The sequence below is a fragment of the Phormidium sp. CCY1219 genome (assembly GCF_055795085.1).
The window spans coordinates 1-266 of sequence record NZ_JAYFEQ010000383.1 but is presented as its reverse complement, the minus strand read 5'-3'; the positions used below and the strand labels follow the sequence as shown (position 1 = coordinate 266).

General features: G+C 47.4%; 1 protein-coding gene. It reads right to left on the bottom strand.

All coding sequences use genetic code 11. The annotated features are described in order from the left end of the window. Nucleotides 1-266 (bottom strand): reverse transcriptase/maturase family protein (locus AC0QH1_RS07585; RefSeq protein WP_324630411.1); only part of this gene is annotated, 266 nt, incomplete at both ends.

The following is a 266-nucleotide window of genomic DNA, read 5'->3' as shown; positions in this document are numbered from 1 at the left end:
AAGCATTTTGCAATATCTGCATCTAATACCCAGTTTGGCTTTTTATGGAGCTTCTTGAATATGGCATCAATCGCATCGTGCGCTGACCTCCCTGGTCTAAATCCGTAGGATTCACCCTCAAATCGGGCTTCCCATTGGGGTTCTAGTGCCAGTTTAACCAAGGCTTGCTCGGCTCTATCTCTTATCGTAGGAATCCCTAAAGGACGCTTTTCATCACGACCTGGCTTAGGAATCCATACTCTGCGTAAGGCGCGGGCTTTGGATTT